Genomic DNA, 21,117 nt, shown 5'->3' with positions numbered 1-21,117 from the left:
GAACTTCTGATGTCTGCGTTACGCATTAGCCCGCTGGCCGGGCTGCTTTCTGCTGCACTTTTACTGACCGGTTGCTTTAATGAAGCCGATAAAAACACCGAAAACAGCACCGATTCCCGTCTGCGGCTGGCGATGTTGCAACCGCCGCGTTCCGGCCTGACGCCGCTCAGCGACGATGCGTTTAAGCTCTCGCGCTGGAGCACGGCGGAAACGCTGGTGGTGCTCGATAAACTCGGCGAAGCCCAACCGGCGCTGGCGACAAAATGGCAGCAAACCGGCGAAAACCGCTGGCGTCTCGAGCTGCGCCATGATGTGAAATTCCACGACGGCACGGCGCTGGATGCGGCGGCGGTCGTAAATTCCCTGACCGTTGCCGCCGGTGCAGCACCGAAGCCGCGCATTCTCGACGGCGTTAAGCTCACTGCCGTGGCTGACGGCGAACACGCGGTGATTGTCACCACGGCGCAGCCCGATCCTTTGCTGCCGCAGCGCCTCTCCAGTCCTCAGCTGGCGATTCTGTCGCAAAAAGCCTACAGCGCCAGCGGCGTGGTTGACCCGCGCCACACCGGTTCCGGCCCGTTTGAACTGGTTCAGGTGGACGGCACCAGCAGTGCCAGGCTCGAGCGATTTGACGGCTACTGGGGCGAAAAAGCCAAAGCCAGCGGCATCGACGTCAGTTTTGTGCCGGACGGCACGGCGCGTGGTGCGGCATTACGCACCGGGACAGCGGATATCGTCGAAGCCATCCCGGTTTCTCAGGCACCTTTGCTCGACCAACGCTTAATCCATGAAGTGCCGATGCCGCGCACCAACACGCTGTATCTCAACACGCGGCTCGGCGTGATGAAGGATCCGGCGCTGCGGGCAGCGGTGCGCGAGGCGATCAACCGTCAGCAACTGGTGGATAATGTTTATGAAAAACGCGCGGATGTGGCGCAAGGCCTGCTCGGTCCGGCGTTACCGTGGGCGGCGCAGTTACGCCAGCCGGTCGCTCATCCGGCGGCAGCGCGTAAACCGGCCGGGGAAACCATCACGCTGGCGACCTTCAGCGACCGCGCCGAACTGCCGGAAGTGGCGGTGTATCTGGCGCAACAGCTGACCGCCGCCGGGTTTAGCGTCAAGCAAGTGGTGCGCGAGTATTCGCAAATTGAAACCGATGCGCTGGCGGGTAAATTCGATGCCTTTATTTTATCCCGCGCGACGGTGCTGGATTCCGGCGATCCGGTGGCGTATCTCTACAGCGATTTCTCCTGCAAAGGGTCGTTCAATATCGCGCAACTTTGCCGCCCGGAAATTGATGAAGCGCTGCAACACGCCTCCGCCATTCCCGCCGGAGAAGCGCGCCGTCAGGCAATCATGCTGGCTGAAAATCAGATCCTCGCCACCGACGCCGCCATTCCGATGCTGCATGAGCGCGTGATCCAGGGCGAAGCGGCGGACATCCGTGATGCGCTGCGTGACCCGCGCGAACGCACGCTGATCAACGCCGCCACACAGCGCAATTCTCAGGCCGACTGATGAGCGAATCGATGTATTGCCGGACCTGCGCGGGCGTCAGCCGGTTGCGCCAGCGCCCGCCGGACACGCTGGTGCCGCTGATTTCACGCCTGCTGACGCTGGCCGCCATTGTCGTGCTGATCGGCCTGCTGCCGTGGCTTTCCGGTACGGATCCGGCGCTGTCATTGCTGCGCGCCCGTTCCGGTGAGCAGGAAGCAACGGCTGAAACGCTGAACGCTATCCGGCTGTCGCTCGGGCTAGATCAGGGGCCGTGGCACGCGCTGGCCCACTGGCTCGGCGGTTTGCTGCATGGCGATGCGGGCGTTTCGTGGGTTTCAGGATTGCCGGTGTTGCCGGGCATGCTGCGTGCGACAGGCGTTTCGCTGACGTTAATGGCGTCGTCGGCGCTGGTGGCGCTGGTGCTTGCGTTGCTGTTGTGTGCCGGCACGTTACTGCGCGGATTACGCGGCCATACGCCGCGCCCGGCGGGCTTTTTCGCCGCCCTGCTGACCGCGCTGCCGGAGTTTTTGCTGGCGTCGCTTTTGCTGATCACCGGCGCAGTCTGGCTGCAATTCTTCCCGCCTTACGGCTGGCTCGGCTGGCAGTACGCGGTTTTGCCCTCGCTGGCGCTGGGGCTGCCTGCGGGCGGTTATCTGGGCAGGCTGTATTCCGATGCGCTGGCCGGAACCTTTGGCGAAAGCTGGCTGACCACCTGGAGCGTGCTGGGCATCTCACGTCGCCACACCGCGCTGGCGGTGATCGCCCGTTCGCTGCCGGGCGTTATGCCGCTAACCGGTCTGGTGCTGGTTTCGCTGACCGGCGGCGCCATCGCGGTGGAAAAGGTTTTTGCCATTCCCGGACTCGGGCGCGCCACGCTGGGCGCGGCGGCTGCCGGAGATTTACCGGCCTTGCAGACGGGCGTGCTGATCCTGCTGTTGCTGGCGTCGTTGACAGGAATGCTGGCAGGCGGCGGACGCCGTTTATTGCTGGGCCGTGCGCTGCAACTCGGCGCGGTGCCGGTTCCGGCGCAGACGGCTCAGCCGGAAAAACAGCGGGCGTGGATCCCGCTGCTGTGTCTGGGAATACTGCTGATGATGGTGCTCGCCGGTTTGCCACGTGACCCGCTGACGTCGGAATACCTGCGCTTACAACCGCCGTCGCTGGCGCTGCCTTTCGGGGCCGATGCGATGGGACGCGACCTGCTCGCCCGTGTCGCGCACGGCACGCTCAACACCTGTTTGCAGGCGCTGGCAGTGTCGCTGATTTGTCTCGCCGCCGGTCTGCTGATGGGTGCATTTCCCCGCGCGATGACCGGACCGATTGAAGTCACCAATGCGCTGCCGCCGGTGATTGCCGGATTAGTTGTCGCCGCCGTCAATGGCCCGACCGCCACCGGCGCGGCGATTGCCGTCACCGCCGTAAGCTGGGCACCGCTCGCGGCGCATACCGCTGCGCTGGTCAGCGAAATTCAGGCACGCCCGTACATGAAAATGCTGCCAGTCGTCGGCGTGGGCGCCATCCGCCGCACGGTGTTTTACGTACTGCCCGCGCTGTGTGGCCCGCTGCTGCGCCACGCGATGTTACGCTTACCGGGGATCGCGCTGGCGCTGGCGTCACTCGGATTCCTCGGGCTGGGCGCACCGCCGCCGGTGCCGGAATGGGGGCGCGTGCTGGCGGAAGGTATGCCGTATATCGAGCGCGCGTGGTGGAGCGTTTTCGCCCCTGCCGCCGCGCTGGCCGTGCTTTCCGTCATGGCCGTCACGCTCAGCGGTTTGCGGTGGAAAAAGCGTGCCACCGCACACTGAGCGTTATCTGAATCATTCGTTTCGCGCTAAGCTGTCGGCCTGAGTTTTTACCGGATGAATGGAAATGGAAGCGCGTAAACCGCTGGACGGAATGGCTACCAGCGTGATGGTAGGATTATGTGTGATTTGGGGCGTGCAGCAGGTGGCGATCAAAAGCGCGGCGGCGGATATCACGCCGTTGTTGCAGGTCGCGCTGCGTTCGGGGATCGCCGGGCTGGCGGTGCTGATTCTGATGCTGGTTCGCCAGCGGAAAATCCCGTTCAGCCGTGAAACCCTGCGCCCCGGTTTGCTGGTCGGCCTGCTGTTTTCCATCGAATTTATGTTTGTCGCCGAAGGATTACGCTTCACCACAGCGGCGCACATGGCGGTGTTTCTGTATACCGCACCGATTTTTGCCGCGCTGGGGCTGCATTTTCTGGTGCCGGAAGAACGGCTGAGCGCGCTGCAATGGTCGGGCGTCGGTATCACGTTTATCGGCGTGATTGTGGCATTTTTGTTTGGCGGGCATACCGCCACCGCGCCACAGGCCAGCAATATGCTGCTCGGGGATTTCTTCGGCCTGCTGGCCGGCATGTTCTGGGGCATGACCACACTCGTCGTTCGCCGCAGTAAATTATCGTCTGGCAGCGCAACGATGACGTTGTTCTATCAGCTGGCAGGCGCGTTCGTGCTGCTCGGCGGGCTTGCATGGGTGACCGGACAAACGCATTTCAGCCTCAGCCCGGTTTCCGTCAGCAGCATGGTATTTCAGACCGTGGTCGTGACGTTTGGCAGCTATCTGGCGTGGTTCAGTCTGATGCGTCGTTATCAGGCGTCGCGTCTGGGGATCCTCTCGTTTATGACGCCGGTTTTCGGCATTATTGCGGGGGTGGTATTTTTGCATGAACCGCTGAAAATCAACTTTATCGCCGGTGCGTTGCTGATCCTGCTGGGAATACTGACGGTGAGTGCCGAAGGAATGTTGGGCCAATGGATAGCAAAAAAGCGTCTGGGGAAATTGCGTTAATTCCTGATTACAAAGAAAATTAATACTGTTCATTAAGCACGCGGCACGAAGGAACTACTCTGCAACCGGTCTCCGCGGTTACATAAAAATGGAGTTTACGCGCCCTTTGCCCTTCAAAGAGCGAACCGGACGGGATGATTAACGGGGGTGTGCCTGAGCTGAAAAAACAGCCCGGTATGAATGAATCCAACCCGCAAATTCAGGGCACCATTCTGTTCAGGGAAAATGACCTCAACCAGCCGCAGGCGCTCAGCTTTCTGAAAAGCCGCCGCGCCACGCGGGCTCAGGCAACAGGAACGCGACCGGTCAGGCGGTCGCTTTTTCAAAATCTTCTTTTGTCAGACGCATCGACGTAATCGGCATACCGTAAAAATCTGTGGTCGGGCCTGTAATGACGCCGCCCAGATCCGTGATGATTTTTACCGTAGAATCCCGGGCATCGAGCAGGACTTTATCCGTTTTCGCCAGCATTTCCGCGAGGGATACCCGCGCCAGCTGCTTACCGATGCCCATGCCGCGATAACCCGGATTTACCGCAAATCTCCCCCAGTGCCAGTGATTATTTTCATGCCAGCCGGCCACGGTGCCCAGAACATATTCCCCCGAGCGGACTATCCAGCATTGACTTTTCAGGTGCGGAGGCAATGAAATCAGCTCTGCGGGAATATTCTGTTCCTGCGCAAAGGTCTCAGATAACAGTTTCGTCACTTCAGGCTGGTAATTACTGCGCATTATTTCAATTTGTATTCTTTGCGGATGACGCGCGGCATTACGCCGGAAAGCATTCATTCTCAGCGCCCGTAATCCGTTAATGACCGCCTGCGCATCCTGCAATTCCATCTGATTATCAATAAATGAAAATTCATTATCCGCGGCATCATCTGCTGTCGCTAAACTCTGCGCCCCCGCCGCCGTCAGCTGAAAGTTTTTCTGCCGTTTGTCTTTGATGCCAGAGACCGGTTCAACGTAATTTTTCCCAACCAGCACGCTCAGCGTCCGGCTCAGCGACGCCTTATCCATGCTCAGTTGCAGGCACAACTCAGCAAAAGACGTCACGCCATTCTTTGACAGATAGGTCAGCAGATGCGCCTGCGTGAGGGATAAACCCGAGCGAAAACAGTTTTTATCCAGCAGCCCGAGCTCCCTGACCAGATAGCGGAGCTCGGTGCGAATGGTATGAATGGCCGACATCATTAACCCTGATAGTTGATAGTATCAATGATAATGAGTGAACCGGCGTCTTTTTGTCAAACTCAGATCAGGATTTTCTTTCCCATTGATCAAAAGCACTCCGCTCAGTTCCTGCGGCAGAAGCGCCTTGTTTACTCAGGGAGCAAATCCATGAGACTTCTCACGCCCAGTTTAGAAAGACCATTTTTCCGGTGAGAATAAATGGTCTTTATCGATATTTTCATCACACTTTTAATCGATCTCACCGATATCCCTTTCAGCGTATACAGCAATATCACCCGCTCGCGCTCAGTGATTTTGTCGAACATGCTGTGACGATGTTTTATTTCATCAAGATTTATCATCGTTAAAATATCGACGGCGGTTGCATTGCTTTTTATCACGGCTGACGGCAGATAGTGATATAAAGCCCGGTTGGTTTTATTTTCAGTTACCAATAATTTCGCCATGAAATTTTTCAGATACAGTAAAACCATCAGATTAAGGGACAGGCATTCAGAGGCAATAATAAAAATATCCTCACTTCCCGGAACCTTACCCTTTAAAAATGAGAAAATATTGTCCGAGTGAAGGTGTATATATTCATCCCCGATGCGCTGGCGCATAATGCTTTTCAGTCCGGTGAAGAAAAAAACATCATCCGTAATAATATAAATACACATGGTCCCCTCTTAATCATCCCTGGGAAATAGTTATCCGACAGTGCCGGACCGTAAATGAATGCGGTTAACTTTTCATTCAGAATTAGCGACGCTTTTTCACTTTAACTGCCTGCGCCGGATCACTCATCACGCGCACATCAACAAAATACTCTTTGCCCAGGATCTTGCCGTTGCCCAGCCATTCCACGCCGCGATAGGTTAATACCGGGCCCTGCGGGGTCTGGCTCAGTTCGTGACCCACGCTGTCGGTAACGTCATAACTTTTGGCGTAAATGCTGACTGGCGTAAAAACCTGCTGGCCGGACAGGTAGATATCCCTGACCGACTGTAAATATTGCGGGGCATAACTTGCGACAATACGCAGCACGCTATTTTGCTGGTCTGCCCAGCTCAGATTATTCCCTTTGCTGAGGTTACCGGCGATCACCGCATACATTTGCGCGGTAGCCTGCGAAATAGCCATCCTCAGACGCATCTCTTGTGCAAATTTCTCAGGATTCAGTGTGATCTTTTCTTTATTTTTATCTTGCCCGTCTTTTACCACATCAAATAAGACGCTGTTATTCACCGGGGTGAAAAGTGAAGTAGCAATAAATACCGCGCAGGCGGTGCTTTGCATGGCGACATTTTTATTCACTAACAATGAAAGCGCACTGCCTGATGCGGGTATATTTTCCACTTCAACGTTATTTTGCTTCAGGACGTCATTGACCTGTTGCTGGTTTTTGGTGCCGCGCGCCAGATCACACACCAGTTGCATGACCGCATCGTTGCGCTGCCCTTTTACCGTCGGCGTGGCGGCAATTAAAGCATCCGTGATAAGGCTGTAAGCCGGGACACTGATGGATTTCACATTCAGGTCTGCCGGTGCCGAAATAGCCTGACAACTGATCAGACCGATAAGACCGCCCAGGGCGGTCCTGATGAAAGTGGAAGATATACGCATGGCAATGGGCTCTTAGCGGGCGTTAACGACGTCAACCACCATCCGGCGGTTTGGCGCCAGACAATCGATAACCGTCGGGGATTTGCTGCCGTCACACCGGACGCGCGGTTCACTGTCGCCTAAACCGCGGGTGACGATATGGCTTGCAGGAATGCCTCCGGCCACCAGCAACTGTTTGACCGAGTCTGCGCGGGCCTGAGACAGGCGCAGATTGTCTGCCGGTTTACCGATACGGTCGGTATAAGCGGAGACCACCACGTTGCGGTCGCCAGGATCGGCGGCTTTCAGCCCTTGCGCCATCTTCTGCACCTGAGAAACGCCTGCCGGGCTCAGCGAAGCACTGCCGAATGCGAACAGGCTTTCTGCGGTGAATTCCTGATGCGCGACCGAAGCCGGTAACGCAGGTACTGCTTTTTTCGCATTCAGCAGGGACAGACAGTTTTCCGGCAGGAAGTAGAAGCTCTGCGCTTTCATATGGCTGTCGAATAACACTTTGTACTGACAGGTCAGCACGCTGTTATCGGCTTTGGTGAAGTGGAATATGTAGTTCCACTCTTTCACACGGAATGTGCCTTCATAAAAGTGCGGCGTACCGATCAGCTCATACAGCTGTGCTTTGGTATCCCCTTTGCGAACCTGCTTCAGGTTATCGATATTGACGAAACTGCCTTCGGTTCTCACGGCAGATGCCATGTCCGGGAAGACCGGTTTGTCCGTCATGCCCTGTGAGTCGACGTTGCTGACCGAATGTGTGCAACCGGCAAGTAGCAACACACAGCCCATTACCGCTGCCAGACCCGCTTGTTTTTTGTTCATTTACATCATCCTGTTACTGCAAAATGGGTGGAATTCCCCCGGCTTCATGCCGGGGGCATAACGCTGTAGATCAATAATGTGCTGGGATTACCACTGGTAACCCACGCCGACGGCGGCACCCGCATCACCCTGACTGTTGGTGGTCCCGGACAGTTTGGCTACCCACTTACCGTTATCGGAGATAGCAGACACGCCCAGCGCAACCGCTGACTGGTTCTGGTAAGTGCCCCCGCCCATGCTGACCATGCTGGCGCCCGGCGCATAAGGTTGTGGCAGACTCGCCATCGCCATCGCACCCGCAATACCGGCACTCAGCTTGTCTTTGTTGCCATCAACCAGATTTTTCAGGTCACCGAATCTGTTATCGGTGTACTGATTGGCATCAGCAACGCCTGATTTCAGCTGGTTAACGTTCACGGCGTCGGTTCCGCTGGTGCCTGCTGCAACGTTCGTCACCTGACGCTCATTACCCGCAGAGCCCACCGACACGCTGTTCGCCCGGTCAGCCACTGAGTTCGCACCCAGGGCCACAGCGTTAGTCGCGGAAGCGACGGAGTTAGCACCCAGCGCCACGCTGTTATCACCCGATGCCACGGCACCCGCGCCACCGGCGGTTGAATCTTTACCGGTTGGTTTTGGCTTAGGCAGATTGCTGGTGTTGTTGACCTGGAACATACCGTCGGTGCCGTTGGAAATGTTCGTCACCTGAGTTGACACCACTTCCAGCTGTGCATAGTTCACCGCATCGCTGTCCTGAGTACCGGCCGCCACATTCGTGATCGTGGTTGGCCCGCCGCCCAGCGTGATCTTGTTGTAATTGGTGGTCCCGTCTGTATTGACGTCATATTTGACTGAGCGCTGGTCAATATTGGTGATGTCGCTGTTGATGTTGTTCACCGCATCCGCGACGGCATACAGCTGGGAACCGTTCACCGCATCGGTGCTGGTGGCCGTGACCTGACCCGCCGCGACGTTGGTGATCGTACGTTCTGCACCGGCACCGCCGACGCTGACCGTACCCACAGGAGCAGAACCCGCGAAGGCGTAATTCTTGCCCTGAAGGGTGATCCCGCTGGTGCCGACGGCAGCCTGCGTTTTCGCCCCATCGCCCAGCGCCACGCTGCTTGCCGTGGAGGCGTCTGCGCCGTTACCGATAGCGATAGCATTCATCGCGCTGGCGGTGGCACTCTGACCAATTGCCACGGCGTCAGCGCCCGTTGCGGCAGAATCCGCGCCGGAAGAGTTTGCGTGGAAGTATTTGGTCCCGTTGCTGTAAACGTTATTGATGTTGTTGTTGGTTTCCGTCAGCTGAGAGAAGTTAACCGCATCGCTCGGTGCAGAACCGTCTGCCACGTTGGTGATTTTCGTGCCGCCGGTATGCGTTGTGCTGTTGTAGGTATCCCCGCCCATCGTGACGCTGTTGTAATTCACCGTGCCGTCAACGTGGGTGTCATATTTCACCGCATGGTTATCCAGATCGGTGAAGCTGATATCCAGACTGTCGATAGCCTGATTGGTGGCAAACAGTTGTGAACCGTTCACGCCGTCGGTGCTGTCTGCACTCAGACGACCCGCCGCCACGTTAGTCAGCGTACGTTCAGCGCCTTTGCTGCCGATGCTGACCGTACCCACCGGTGCGGCACCTGCGAAGGCATAATCGTTACCGCGAATAGTGGTGCCTGCCGTGCCGACAGCGGCGAGTGTGGTCGCGCCGTCGCCCAGCGCAACGCTGCGTGCCACATCCGCCACCGCACCCATACCGATCGCCACTGCATCAATGCCCGTCGCGGAAGAATCTGTGCCGGTTGAATTGGCGTGGAAGTACTTTGTGCCGGTGGCATAGATGTTATTAACCTGGTCACCCAGATTGGTCACGTTGTTGTTGGTTTCTGTCAGTTGCGAGAAGTTCACCGCGTCGCTTGGGTCAGACCCGTCTGCCACGTTGGTGATTTTCGTGCCGCCGGTGTGCGTACTGTTGTCGTAGGTATCGCCGCCCAGCGTGATGCTGTTGTAGTTCACCGTGCCGTCGACATATTTGTCGTATTTCACCGTGCCTGCATCCAGATTGGTCACGCTGCTGGTCACGGTATTGAGCGCCGTATTGGTGGCGAACAACTGTGAACCGTTCACGCCGTCGGTGCTGTCTGCGCTCAGGCGGCCGGCTGCCAGATTGGTCAGCGTACGTTCTGAACCTGCACTACCCATACTGACCGTGCCCACCGGCACCGTGCCGGCAAACGCGTAATCAACACCAAGGAGTTTGGTGCCTGCCGTGCCGACAGCGGCCAGCGTGGTCGCGCCGTCGCCCAGCGCAACGCTGCGTGCCACATCCGCCACCGCACCCATACCGATCGCCACTGCATCAATGCCCGTCGCGGAAGAATCTGTGCCGGTTGAATTGGCGTGGAAGTACTTTGTGCCGGTGGCATAGATGTTATTAACCTGGTCACCCAGATTGGTCACGTTGTTGTTGGTTTCTGTCAGTTGCGAGAAGTTCACCGCGTCGCTTGGGTCAGACCCGTCTGCCACGTTGGTGATTTTCGTGCCGCCGGTGTGCGTACTGTTGTCGTAGGTATCGCCGCCCAGCGTGATGCTGTTGTAGTTCACCGTGCCGTCGACATATTTGTCGTATTTCACCGTGCCTGCATCCAGATTGGTCACGCTGCTGGTCACGGTATTGAGCGCCGTATTGGTGGCGAACAACTGTGAACCGTTCACGCCGTCGGTGCTGTCTGCGCTCAGGCGGCCGGCTGCCAGATTGGTCAGCGTACGTTCTGAACCTGCACTACCCATACTGACCGTGCCCACCGGCACCGTGCCGGCAAACGCGTAATCAACACCAAGGAGTTTGGTGCCTGCCGTGCCGACAGCGGCCAGCGTGGTCGCGCCGTCGCCCAGCGCAACGCTGCGTGCCACATCCGCCACCGCACCCATACCGATCGCCACTGCATCAATGCCCGTCGCGGAAGAATCCGTGCCGGTTGAGTTGGCGTGGAAGTACTTCGTGCCGGTGGCATAGATGTTGTTAACCTGGTCACCCAGATTGGTCACGTTGTTGTTGGTGGTGGTCAGCTGCGAGAAGTTCACCGCGTCGCTTGGGTCAGACCCGTCTGCCACGTTGGTGATTTTCGTGCCGCCGGTGTGCGTGGTGGTGTTGTACGTGGTGCCACCCAGGGTGACGTTGTTGTAGTTAACCGTGCCGTCCGGGTTGGTGTCGTAATGCACGCTGCTGTCAGAGACAGACTGAAGCTGACGTACGTTGACAGCATCGGTGGCTTGTGTGCCGCCAGCGACATTCGTTATCTGACGCTCCGCACCGGCCGCACCCACTGATACAGCACCCTGAGTTGAAGCTACTGCCGTTTTGCTGAAGAGCTCTTTCGCGCCATTCATACCGGTACGATCAGCGATCGCGCCAGCACCAAGAGCTACGCCATAATTGGCGATCGCTTGTGAATTACGACCAATAGAAGAGGTAGACAACCCTGAAGCCACTGCATTATAACCCACAGCAACAGCCCCGGTGGTGGTGACAGTGCCCGCTTTCGCGCCACTTCCTATGGCCACACTCTGGTTATAAGTTTTGGAATTGGCCCCAATAGCAAGTGCATCATCAGCTATCGTGCTTGAGTGATCCCCCATAGCAATTGAATTCACGCCATGAGCTGTAGATGAACTCCCTATGGCAATAGAACCGGTGTCGAGGAACCCGACCAATGCTTTATTACCTAACGCGATGGCATTTGTGGAGTTCACGTTGGCGCCATTACCAATGGCGATTGCGCTATCCGCGCTGTCAAGAGGACTTGTATTTGTTGCCTGAGCACCTTGCCCCATCGCAATAGATGACGAGCTGCTGGCGACAGAACCCATACCGATCGCCACCGCATCAGCCCCCGTCGCAGACGAATCCGTCCCTGTCGAGTTGGCGTGGAAGTATTTCGTGCCGGTGGCATAGATGTTGTTGATGTTGTTATTGGTCGTGGTCAGCTGCGAGAAGTTCACCGCGTCGCTCGGATTTGACCCGTCCGCCACGTTGGTGATTTTCGTCCCGCCGGTGTGCGTGGTGCTGTTGTACGTCGTGCCACCCAGCGTCATGCTGTTGTAGTTGACCGTGCCGTCGCCGTTCTTGTCGTATTGCACGGACTCGTCAGCAAGAGATTTCAGTTGTGAGACGTTGACCGCATCAGTCAGCGCAGCACCGGCCGCCAGATTGGTAATCCGGCGCTCGCTTCCGGCGGAACCAATCGAGACTTCCCCGGAGGCATTACCTTTCATATCAGCCGCGTTAGCGCCTTTAGGCACATAGGCAGCCTGCCCGAGATTCGCGGTCGTTGTCGTAGCGAACCCGAGGGCAACGCTGTTATCAGCGCTGGCGATCGCAGAAGTACCCAGAGCGATGGAAGTCGCGCCGGTAGCTGAAGCCCTGGTGCCTATTGCCATTGCACCACTGCCAGAAACAGTGGTGGCCGCACCAAGAGCAATAGATGAATCACCAGTAGCGCCAGAGGCTGCGCCAATCGCGATACCCGACTTGCCCGTGGTATAAGCAGAATCACCAATCACGATCTGCCTGGCATTGGCTGCGATTCCTGTATAGCTTGCCGAAGATTTATTGCCGATCACGACGCTGTTACCTGCTGCCGTTGCCGATGCGCCATTACCCATGGTAATCGCGTTGGCCGAATTGGCATCCGCAACCGCGTTCACACCTACTGCAATCGCATCTGCACCCAGCGCTTTAGAATCCGTCCCGGTCGAGTTGGCGTGGAAGTACTTAGTGCCGGTGTTAAAAATATTATTAATATTGTTATTGGTATTCGTCAGCTGCGAGAAGTTCACCGCGTCGCTTGGGTCAGACCCGTCCGCCACGTTGGTGATTTTCGTCCCGCCGGTGTGCGTGCTGCTGTTATACGTGGTGCCACCCAGGGTGACGTTGTTGTAGTTAACCGTGCCGTCCGGGTTGGTGTCGTAATGCACGCTGCCGTCAGAAACAGATTGAAGCTGACGCACGTTGACGGCATCCGTCGCTTGCGTACCACCGGCAACGTTAGTGATCTGGCGTTCTGAGCCCGCATTACCCACGGAAACCGCACCCTGAGTTGAAGCCACCGCCGTATTGCTGAACTTCTCTTTTGCACCGCTCATCCCGGCACGGCTGGCAACCGCGGACTGACCCAGCGCCACGCTCCCCGCTACCGAGGCGACGGCGTTATTGCCGACAGCCATTGCATTTGCAGCAGAAGCGGCAGAAGACGCACCGACGGCAAAAGCAGCCGCACCGCTGGCGTTAGCGTTATACCCTACTGCGGTAGACGTCCCGCCGGTCGCCGAGCTGCCGTTACCTAAAGCCGTATCGTTGGTGATCGTTGCAGAACCACTCACCCCGGCGACAGCGTTGCCGCCCATTGCCAGAGATCCGCTGTTGTACGCCTGCACGTTATTACCGATAGCGACGCCGGACTGGCCCTGCGCAGAAGCAGACTGACCAATCGCGGTAGACTGATTCCCGGCGGCATTGACGCCAGCGGAGTAGGCATGCCCCCCGATAGCAATCGCATCTGTACCTGTTGCAGACGCGCTGTCACCAATCGCAGTCTGGGAACCCGCGCCGGTCGCCACGGCTTTGGTGCCGATCGCAATCGGAGAGCTACCCGCTGCTGACGTTGAGGTCGCCGTGGCACGCTGGCCGATAGCAATACCCTGAGTTATCCCGCCTGCGGCGTTATTCGCCGTGGCATAAGCGCCGATAGCCACCGGCGCATTAGAACCATTCGCCCCCGGAGTTACAGAGCCCACGGCGGTCGCGTTACCGCCAATAGCGACAGCGCCTTCCGCTCCCAGTGCAGGGTTAACCGGATTTGAGTTAGCCACCGCACCATAACCCATTGCCACATCACGCCCGTTCACGGCCTGAGAAGTGGCCCCGAAGCTCAGGGAGTAATTCCCTGCGGAGCTGGCACTGTTACCTAAAGCAAGGGAGCCGGTACCCACTGAAGAGGCCAGATTGCCCATTGCCAGTGAGGAGTCACCCGTTGCCGTGGTATTCGACCCCATCGCCAGTGAGTTGGCGCCTGCGGAGTTGGCATACCAGCCAATTGCCGTACCGGTGGCACCGGTCACGGTAGAACCGCCACCAATCGCCGTGGTATGGTCCGGAACGGCTTTCGCCATATCACCAATCGCCACAGAACTGTAGCCATTTACGACCGCACTACGACCAATAGCCGTGGCGTTGGTATTCGTCGCCGTCGCATTAGAACCAAAGGCGATCGCGCCATCATCAGACGCCGCAGATAACGAGCCGATAGCCATCGCACCGTTGCCCCCGCTGGCTTTTGCCCCCTGACCAATTGCGATGCCATTCACAATCGTGGCACTGGCCGAATGGCCAAGTGCCACGCTGTCTGCTCCGGTTGCCGTGGCTGACTGACCAATCGCCGTGGCTGAAGAACCGGTGGCTGACGCGGTAGGTCCGATTGCCGTTGCGTTGCCTGACGCCGTGGCAGCGCCACCGTTGATTGAGGTGTTACTTGCAATGTTGTTATCTAATGCGGCACTGCTGGTGCCCGCGCCTGCCACCCAGGCGTCAGCCGGGAAGGCGATAAGTGCTGCGGCCACAAAGCCAGACAACCCACCCACGCGTTTTGCGATACGCAGGGAGCTGCTGCCTTTTCCTCTTGCTCCCGCAAATTCACCCGCAACAACCCAGGCTTTATGTGTAGAGCTCCATACTAAACGGTATATCTTGTTCATCTATATTCTCCTCCTGGCTCCATGCCAGGATTAAGTTAAAGCTTGTGGTTTGTGGCCAGCAGGGTTGCTGTGGCCTTATCGATCAAAGGTTTTTCCAGTGAGGTGCGGTTCAAAGCGTTCTTTTCGCGCTCGTATAATTTCTGAGCGGCGTTATTGTTGTGTGCGACGTACTGCAAATATCCGCCGGTGAAGAAAGTGGCTTCGGTGACTGCGTCCCCTTTTGCAAGCGGGCTGGTTTCAGGCATCGATTTCACGGCAGAGAAAATGGCGTCCGGACTGCCTTTACCGGCATACAATCTGGCAATCGCCTGATAGCGTGGATAAGTGAAGTGGTATTTCGCCGTGTCTTTGGTCAGCTGCTTTTGTAATGCGGCAGAAGACCCTGTCCAGGTGCGGGCGGTCAGCCATAACTGCCACAGGCTGGCGTATTGGGCTTCCTGCGTATTCTTGCCGTCGGCGAGATGGCGAAATGCCGTTTTTGATTCGTCGAACCGGTTAAGAACGGCCAGATTGATGGCTGAAGGCGTCGCAACCTGACCGGCGAATTCAGTACCCAGCAGCAGGTCATAGCCCTGACGGGCTGCCTGCGGATTGCCATTCAGATCATTGGCTACCGCGTCATTAAAAACAGTTGAATAAGCCAAATGGCGGGCCGCAGGATCCCCGGCGACCTCTGTCTGCTCATGCACGCCGGTTTTCACCTGCGTATCGGCAGCGGCAACCTGGCTGAACGTCAATAACGAACTCAGCATCAGCAAAGGCAATAATGCTGAGGTGGAAATAGCGCGGGCCGCAGATATAAGCGGATTACGCAAATAAATCCCGTATGTCATATTTTTCATAAAAAACTCACAGTAGATGAATGGGTAATTCAACTTTTATTTAAAAATCATTAAGCAGGTAACCGCGGCTTGCAAAAAAAGCGCCGATAATAATATTCAGACGTAGAGCGGCCCTCAGCCGTTATATAAAATATAAGGCATTTATCTAAGATGTTATTAATGCTGCCAATATGTTACACAAGCAAAGATGAATACTCCTCTGCTCTGATGATTCATGTATATTAATTTCGTAGAAAATTAATTTAAATATTCACCAAATGAATGAAAAGTTGCACTGAAACTATTTAACATGCTCACAATAGAGCGGCGTTATTTCAGGATAATTAATTGTGTAACCCGCTCCTTTGGCACTCTGGATGAAATCTTCAGGAAGCCCCACCATCGCGAGTTTCTTGTTAAGCTTATTGAGTACCTGCCACAGACGTTGCGTCGATGGGCTCAGATTATTTTCTTCCCAAATTTTGCTCAGGAGTTCATCTTTGGTTACTTTTTGCGACCGGCCATGGCTCAGCAGATAAAGGAAAAGTTGCATCATGGTGTCGTTAAAAAAGACCGAACCAAACATCAGGTTTCGCTCTGTACAGTCAACAGAAAAGCGATAAAGCCTTTTGCTGCCTATATCAAAGTGAATGTCTTTACCAATTAAAAAACCGTACAGTTTATAATCCATTTACTTTACCCGTTAGTCGAAACAACCAACCAAGGCTGTCATCCATGTATTTAGCAAAAATATATTACCCATAGAATTAATGTGGCTGATTATATGTTTCCACTACGATCTTACAATACACTTCAGGGTATCTCTGATGAGTCACCCGGCCTGACATGCTCTTGCTGATTATTCCGTTTAAAATGAATTAGCCAGAGTTATTCACTATGAATGGAGAATTCAGTGGCGTTAAAAATCAACAACCCACCATCCCGAAAAACTCACTTTAAAAAACCAAAAAAATGCTCACATGAAGAGTTTTATGCTACTTTCCTGCCTAAGGTAATGTTTCCTTTGTGGTATATATTAGGATTTCTCGCACTACTTTTCTAAACCCTCCACTTTCTACTCCTCATATCTGCGCTTACTCCCAAATGGGTAATGGCCGTTCAGCGGCAAATTTTTATGACCATCAGTACAAGCCACGCAGGGGAACATACTTTCACCGTGGCGCTGAGACACAAACTAAGGTCGAACGTACCGGGAGGGAAGTGAAGTCTTTTGAATTATGTTTAATAAGAAAGGGGAAAGAAGAAAAGGAAGGATATGTTACGGGCGTATACACATAAAAAAACAATCTCAATGCACTGATTTTTAAGCATATAACTCTTAATTAGATTTTTTCTGACCCGGGTTCCTGTTACCCCGGCGCAGATCCTCAGGTGGTATACACTTTAAGAAATCCTCAAAGGGAACAGATACCAATATGACCCTCAAATACCTTATCAGCGATCAGGTGATCTTTGATTCTGACGCCCATCACTTGATCTCACTGACATCGGACACCGTTAAAGTCACGTTGCATACCCCGGCAAGCCAGTGTTTGTTACTACTGCTGCAAAACCAGGGTGAAGTACTCACTCAGAAATTTCTTTTTGAAAATATCTGGGGCAAAAACGGAGCATTTGTCAGTGCCAATACGCTCTATCAGAATATTGCCATTGTCCGTAAAGGCCTGAAATCCGCTGGCATCGAGGACGATATTGTTCAAACCATACCCAAAACGGGAATTAAATTTACCGGTCATGCGACGCTTTATTTCGCGAAAGAAACAGACCCACAGGAAATGCGTGAAGCGTCTCCCCCTGTTCAGTCCCTTCCGGGTGAGGTTTATTCACCACAGAATGTCGATGTTGAAAACTCCGCTACAGAACAAAATTTACCCGCCTCTGATCGGCAACCCGAAACCTTCTCTGCTCCCGACTCCGCATTGCCGCAAAAAACCGGCCATCAGAGAATTTCCCCTCTTTATTTTTATCTGACAGCATTCGTATTTTGTGGACTGAGTCTGATGACCTATCTGCAGCTCAAGCCTGAAGGTTCCTTTTTTTCTGATTATCATCTGATTGGCAAAGTAAATGGCTGCATGCTTACCTCCTCTTACTATGATAAAGACGTCGCTATAAAGGAATTTTCAGCGCTTTTCCAACACGGAGGGATCACCTGTACAGACAAAACGTATGCTTACATCACCCTCAACCGGCTCCCTGAAGGAACAGCTTTATTAATGTGCGATAAGCCTGCAGAGAAAATTAACGCACAGTGCCTGAGCTATATATATCTGGAAAAAAATGATGATAAATAATAAGCATGTGTGGATTTACCTTCTGCTCGCTATTTTTGCTCTTTCCCCTCTGTTCGTTTTGGGGTATCTGAATCACCAGAAGAATAATTTTTCTTGTCAGTCAGAAATCGTGATATCGAAGGGCAACTCTGTTTACTCGGCACTGATGTACTACCATTTTGATAACGGGAACGGCATCGTTGAAACATCCGGTTATTTTAAAAAAGAGGGTGCCGCAATTACCAAAATCAATAAAAGAATCGCCTTCCGGTACTGGGTCAATGATGACACGCTGACAATGGTTTCTTCCTATCTGCATAATGATAATGTCACGGACGCATCACTCAACGCGCTGACGCCCGATTTTTTCCTTTATAGCGATCGGGGAGTGACATATCAGTTAGCCAAAGAAAACAAATCTACCTACCTTTTTATCCAGAGTGATACCCCGCTATTTTCCTGTGTTATCAACCCTGTTAAACACCCCGGATAATTTTGCCGCTGTATGAAGACGTCGGTTACCCGCGTTTCGGCGGGAGAACCCCTTTTCTTTCACGCAAAAAACACCTCTTGTCTGCACATGGCATGATGAAATTCTTCTCCCCTCGCAATTTCTGAAAACTGGACAAATAACACTTCAATTCAGAACGTTTATGAGTAAACTCGCACAATGATAATTTGACTTAAGTCAGGTCAAGGCCTCGGTTTCAAAGGGGCAAGACGTCGTGCAATGGATAATGACACCGCGATGACCTGAAGCAGACACAGTCTGTATTCAGGTTGGCCGTTGGATAAAGGGAATTAAGCAATGAGCATTCAGGATTACATTCTTGCAGGCAGTAAATTACCGATCCATAACCACTACCAGTTAAAACTTAAACGGCTGGAATCTCAGCAGCCCGGCGTCGATATATCGGTGCTCAAGTTCAGCGGCAGCGAGGCCATCAGCGATATCCTGCGCTATGAGATTGAGTTCACCAGCGCGGTGAAAGACATCCCCGCCCAGCACATCATCAACTATTCCGCGCTGTTCCTGATGTATCCCGACGGTAAACCGTGGGAGTCCGTTAAACCGCGTATTATTCCCGGCGTTATTACACAGTTTCGTCAGTGCAGCACCTCCGCCGATGAGACCCGCTACGTCGCCACACTGGAACACCGCGTCACCCGGTTAAATCAGGGCAGCAATAACGCGATTTACCAGAACGACAGCGTCATCAGCATGACCGAAAACACCTTCCTGCGTTACAACATGGACCGCCTGGATTTTCGGTTTGCGCTCAATGATCAGTACCCGCTGAAAAAATTCATGATGCAGTTTGGTGAAAGTGAATATGCGCACATTGCGCGACGCCTGGCCGACAGCGGCATCTCGTACTTCTTCGAATACGATGAAGAGAACAACTGCGACGTCATGGTGCTGGCAGACCATTCTTACGCCTGGCCGGAGCCGGTCGCTATCCCGTTCCGCAACCCGGCGGGCATGTTCGACGGCGGAATGGAATCGGTCTGGGAGATGTCGGTCAGCCGCAAGGCCATTCCGAAGGCAGTAACGGTCAACGACGACTATTACCCTGCTGCGCAAAGCGATATGACTGGCACGACGGAGACCAGTCCGGATTACCCTGCGCTGGTGGCCGAAGATTACCGCTGGGGTGAGTACTATCCTGAGCCGGGCAAGGAATACAGCACCGAGCCCGGACAGGGGATGTGGTACGCCAGACGCCGTCAGGAGCGCTACCTCAGCGAACAAGTCACGTTCGAGGGCAAATCTAACTGCATGACGCTGCGTCCGGGGATGGTCATCACCACGCCCGGTAAAGACTGGCCGGAAGCGCCGGACGGCCTGCTGATTGTCTCCACTGAGTCTAAAAACGTCGCCCGCGATACGGCGTATTTTGTCACCTTCACCGCCGTTCCGCGTAATACCCAACATCCGTACCGCCCTGCCTTGCTGCCGTGGCCGACCGTCACCGGCACGCTGCCCGCCCGCATCTCCAGCGCGCATCCGGATGAACCTTACGCCCACATCAACGCCGACGGTTTGTACCGCGCGCAGTTCGGCTTCGACCGCACCGAATGGCAGAAAGGCTTCGAGAGCTGCTGGCTGCGCCTGGCTAAACCCTATTCCGGTGATACCTACGGCTTCCATATGCCGCTGCTGGATTCCACCGGCGTGGCGATTGCGTTTGAGAACGGCGACGTTGACCGCCCTTATATCGCCTGTGCGCTGCATGATTCAACGCACCCGGATCATGTGGCATTACCGAACTACAAGCGGAACGTTATCCGCACTCCGGCCAATAACAAGCTGCGACTGGACGATACGCGTGGGAAAGAGCACATCAAGCTTTCGACACCGGCCAGCGGTAAAAGCCAGCTGAACCTCGGTGCGCTGGTCGATGACAAGCGCAAAGACCGTGGCCACGGTGCCGAGCTGCGTACCGACGACTGGGTGGCCGTTCGCGGTGGTAAGGGGGTGTTTATTTCCGCCGATGTGCAGGCTTCCGCCGCAGGTCAGCAACTGGACATGCAACAGGCCAAAGCACTTCTTTCCAGTGCGATGGTGGAAATGCAGAGCCTGTCGGCCAGCGCGCAACAGGCGCAGGCATTAGCCGCTGATATTGACCGTCAACAAACCTTGCTTCAGCAGAAACTCGACAAACTTCAGCAAGCCGTTTTACTTTTAAGCGCCCCAAAAGGCGTCGGTATTGTCAGCGGGGACAGCATGCAACTGTACGCGCAAGACAGCCTGACGCTGACCGCCGGTAAACAGGTGGATATCGGCGCGACGAAGAAATTCACGGTGGCAGCCGGAGAACAAATCAGCCTCTACAGCCGTCAGGGAACCAAAATGTTTGCCGCCAAAGGTGACATCGACGTTCAGGCGCAGGGCGGGAAATTCACCACCTGGTCAACGGACGATACGCATATTGCCAGCGGAAAAAAGATGACGGTGACAGCACAGGACGAGCTGGTTCTGATCTGCGGCGGCGCCTACATCAAGCTGAAAGGCGGGAACGTTGAGATTGGCGGGCCGGGGAAACTCTTGGTGAAAAATGGCGGCATCGTCAAACAAGGCGCAGCGAGCATGCAGAGTGCGATGAAATCATTTGAGCCGGAGCAGTTTAATGAGGGGTTTGTGGTTACTCATCCGCTCAACGGCAAGCCACTGGCTTCTCAGAAATATAAAATCACACTGGATGATGGGCAGGTCATTGAAGGACTGACCGATGAAAAAGGCCTGACCTCTCTCACTAAATCACAAGCCGCGCAGGATATGGTCATTTCGTTACTGGATGGCGAATAAGGACTTCAAGGAC

At 54.9% G+C, this 21,117-nt stretch carries 13 protein-coding genes and 1 pseudogene; 7 read left to right on the top strand and 7 right to left on the bottom strand.

Features of this window, described 5'->3' with window-relative positions; all coding sequences use genetic code 11:
- The first annotated feature begins 9 nt into the window (after positions 1-9).
- From GW579_RS15835 to GW579_RS23840, 4 genes and pseudogenes are all read left to right on the top strand, one after another.
- Entirely contained in the window at positions 10-1,518 is a 1,509-nt protein-coding gene (locus GW579_RS15835) for an ABC transporter substrate-binding protein (protein ID WP_165060054.1), read from the top strand.
- Positions 1,518-3,302, top strand: a complete 1,785-nt coding sequence (locus GW579_RS15830; protein ID WP_165060051.1) for an ABC transporter permease subunit — start codon at positions 1,518-1,520, stop codon at positions 3,300-3,302. The genes GW579_RS15835 and GW579_RS15830 overlap by 1 nt, the downstream gene beginning before the upstream one ends.
- Positions 3,303-3,366: 64 nt before the next feature.
- Positions 3,367-4,308: a DMT family transporter gene (locus tag GW579_RS15825; protein WP_165060049.1), complete on the top strand. Its 942-nt coding sequence runs from the start codon at positions 3,367-3,369 to the stop codon at positions 4,306-4,308.
- Between the two features lie 110 nt (positions 4,309-4,418).
- Positions 4,419-4,664: pseudogene (locus GW579_RS23840) on the top strand (glycoside hydrolase family 10 protein); the annotation flags it as partial.
- Here the strand turns inward: GW579_RS23840 and GW579_RS15815 are convergent.
- The 7 genes from GW579_RS15815 to GW579_RS15785 all read right to left on the bottom strand — a co-directional run bounded on the left by GW579_RS15815 (position 4,615) and on the right by GW579_RS15785 (position 16,191).
- Positions 4,615-5,502: a GNAT family N-acetyltransferase gene (locus GW579_RS15815; RefSeq protein ID WP_235937401.1), complete on the bottom strand. Its 888-nt coding sequence runs from the start codon at positions 5,500-5,502 to the stop codon at positions 4,615-4,617. The pseudogene GW579_RS23840 and the gene GW579_RS15815 overlap by 50 nt on opposite strands.
- Positions 5,503-5,630: 128 nt before the next feature.
- Positions 5,631-6,104 carry a helix-turn-helix domain-containing protein gene (locus tag GW579_RS15810; RefSeq protein ID WP_165060046.1) on the bottom strand — a complete coding sequence of 158 codons (474 nt, stop codon included), beginning with the start codon at positions 6,102-6,104 and terminating at the stop codon, positions 5,631-5,633.
- Positions 6,105-6,243: 139 nt separating this feature from the next.
- Positions 6,244-7,107: a hypothetical protein gene (locus tag GW579_RS15805; protein ID WP_165060044.1), complete on the bottom strand. Its 864-nt coding sequence runs from the start codon at positions 7,105-7,107 to the stop codon at positions 6,244-6,246.
- Between the two features lie 12 nt (positions 7,108-7,119).
- Positions 7,120-7,923, bottom strand: a complete 804-nt coding sequence (locus GW579_RS15800) for an OmpA family protein (protein WP_165060041.1) — start codon at positions 7,921-7,923, stop codon at positions 7,120-7,122.
- 87 nt (positions 7,924-8,010) lie between these two features.
- Positions 8,011-14,679 carry a YadA-like family protein gene (locus tag GW579_RS15795; protein ID WP_165060038.1) on the bottom strand — a complete coding sequence of 2,223 codons (6,669 nt, stop codon included), beginning with the start codon at positions 14,677-14,679 and terminating at the stop codon, positions 8,011-8,013.
- 35 nt (positions 14,680-14,714) lie between these two features.
- A complete protein-coding gene (locus tag GW579_RS15790; protein ID WP_165060035.1) occupies positions 14,715-15,521 on the bottom strand; it encodes a hypothetical protein in 807 nt (268 codons plus the stop codon).
- Positions 15,522-15,801: 280 nt separating this feature from the next.
- Positions 15,802-16,191, bottom strand: coding sequence for a winged helix-turn-helix domain-containing protein (locus GW579_RS15785; protein ID WP_152326641.1), 390 nt, complete (start codon positions 16,189-16,191; stop codon positions 15,802-15,804).
- A 745-nt stretch (positions 16,192-16,936) separates the two neighbouring features.
- Here GW579_RS15785 and GW579_RS15780 point away from each other — a divergent pair.
- From GW579_RS15780 to GW579_RS15770, 3 genes are all read left to right on the top strand, one after another.
- Positions 16,937-17,815 (top strand): transcriptional regulator, encoded by an 879-nt coding sequence (locus GW579_RS15780; RefSeq protein ID WP_165060033.1) that lies wholly within the window; start codon positions 16,937-16,939, stop codon positions 17,813-17,815.
- A complete protein-coding gene (locus GW579_RS15775; RefSeq protein ID WP_165060031.1) occupies positions 17,802-18,287 on the top strand; it encodes a hypothetical protein in 486 nt (161 codons plus the stop codon). The genes GW579_RS15780 and GW579_RS15775 overlap by 14 nt, the downstream gene beginning before the upstream one ends.
- Before the next feature lie 315 nt (positions 18,288-18,602).
- Positions 18,603-21,104: a type VI secretion system Vgr family protein gene (locus GW579_RS15770; RefSeq protein ID WP_165060028.1), complete on the top strand. Its 2,502-nt coding sequence runs from the start codon at positions 18,603-18,605 to the stop codon at positions 21,102-21,104.
- Positions 21,105-21,117: the final 13 nt, after the last annotated feature.

The sequence above is a fragment of the Rahnella contaminans genome (assembly GCF_011065485.1).
Taxonomy (GTDB): domain Bacteria; phylum Pseudomonadota; class Gammaproteobacteria; order Enterobacterales; family Enterobacteriaceae; genus Rahnella; species Rahnella contaminans.
The sequence above is the reverse complement of the archived record's forward strand: the minus strand, read 5'-3'. Positions and strand labels throughout refer to the sequence as shown.